The organism is Mesorhizobium sp. M2A.F.Ca.ET.039.01.1.1, from assembly GCF_003998035.1.
Taxonomy (GTDB): domain Bacteria; phylum Pseudomonadota; class Alphaproteobacteria; order Rhizobiales; family Rhizobiaceae; genus Mesorhizobium.
Window position 1 is genome coordinate 1 of record NZ_RZRY01001186.1, and the last position, 1,237, is coordinate 1,237.

At 64.1% G+C, this 1,237-nt stretch carries 3 protein-coding genes; 2 read left to right on the forward strand and 1 reads right to left on the reverse strand.

Annotated features, from left to right (window positions below):
* The first annotated feature begins 320 nt into the window (after positions 1-320).
* The gene (locus tag EOA24_RS38465) at positions 321-608 is read left to right on the forward strand and encodes a hypothetical protein (RefSeq protein WP_126078567.1); all 288 of its coding nucleotides are present in this window, start codon (positions 321-323) and stop codon (positions 606-608) included.
* Here the strand turns inward: EOA24_RS38465 and EOA24_RS38470 are convergent.
* The gene (locus EOA24_RS38470) at positions 605-1,006 is read right to left on the reverse strand and encodes a GFA family protein (protein ID WP_126078566.1); all 402 of its coding nucleotides are present in this window, start codon (positions 1,004-1,006) and stop codon (positions 605-607) included. The genes EOA24_RS38465 and EOA24_RS38470 overlap by 4 nt on opposite strands.
* 100 nt (positions 1,007-1,106) lie before the next feature.
* On the opposite strand from EOA24_RS38470, the gene EOA24_RS38475 reads away from it, so the two are divergent.
* On the forward strand, positions 1,107-1,237 hold a 131-nt coding region (locus EOA24_RS38475; protein WP_281059939.1), incomplete at its 3' end, for a S4 domain-containing protein.

Sequence of the window (1,237 nt, forward strand, 5' to 3'; positions counted from 1 at the left end):
GGATTCGGCGGGCATCGTGCGCACGGTCTTCGCGACGCTCGGCCATGGCGTGCAGGCGCAGCGCGCCTGAATCAGGACTTCAACACGCTGAATCGGTTTGCCGGCTTCCGGCCGTAAGCTTTTGTTAACGCTTCCGTTTGGCGGTTCGCCTACCCTGTCTCTTGGCCGATTTTCAACGGCGCCCTGCTAAGACCTTGGCCCCAGAGCAATTAAGGAAAAGAGTGAGCGGTTTTCCGCCCGGAATTGCATAAAAACAAAGGGATAGAGCGGTTCGCCATTTCGCTGAAACGGTGAAACGCTCTAGGCAGGGGATAAGAACAATGAAGTCGTTTTTTTGCGGCACGGCCTTGCTGGCCGCCATGGCCGCGCCGGCGACAGCCGAAACGCGTTACGACCGCAATATCGAAAAGGCGGCGATGGACATCGTCGCCGCCAAGATGGGCAGCATCCGCGGCGGCTTCTCCTACAAGCAGAGGCCTCAACTCGTCATGCCGCCGGATGCTACGCCCGTCGCACCCACTCCGGTTGAACCGCCGCGCAAGGAAGCCTCCGGCAATGACGGCCTGACACCGGCTGTCGAGCGCCGCGTCTCCCGGACCGTTTTCTAAAACCACACATCGCGCACGCAGCGGCCGTCGCGCGGCAGGTCGTCGAATGTGTCGAGGCCATCGAAATGGTCGATCGGCAGGTGGGCGACTTCCTCCGGCGGCGCCAGCCTGACATTGACGGCGATGCGCGTGCGGCCGCTCTTGGCCGCGCGCAGGCCGCGCCAGGCGACCACGCAGGCGCAGGTCGGGCAGAACAGGATTTCCAGCGCGGGCTCCGTCACCTCGGCGCGCGTATAGGACTTCAGCGGTCCCGCGATGCGGATGCGCTCGTCGAGATAGTCATACGCCCAGAGGGCGCCGTAGCGGCGGCAAAGCGTGCAGTTGCAGGCGGTGATCCCACCGGGATCGCCTTCCAGCGTCCAGCGGGCCGCGCCGCAATGACAAGTTCCCTTCAGCATCGACACCTCCGATCGACAGCCTGCGTGGCGGCATTCTGCAGCCTCTTGCGCCGTATTCAAACCCATTGCGTTCGCGCCCGGCTTTCGCCAATGAAGGCCGATGAGTTCCCCTTTGCCATTAAGCCGGCGCCAGCGGCTCGACGAATTGCTCGTCGGGCGCGGCCTGTTTGCCAGCCGCTCGCGCGCCCGCGACGCGATCGAGCGCGGCACGGTGACGGTTGACGGCACAAT

What these genes read in the sequence shown, in the direction of transcription:
- EOA24_RS38465 (WP_126078567.1), top strand. Translation starts at nt 321, where the DNA reads ATGAAGTCGTTTTTTTGCGGCACGGCCTTGCTGGCCGCCATGGCCGCG.
- EOA24_RS38470 (WP_126078566.1), bottom strand. Translation starts at nt 1,006, where the DNA reads ATGCTGAAGGGAACTTGTCATTGCGGCGCGGCCCGCTGGACGCTGGAA.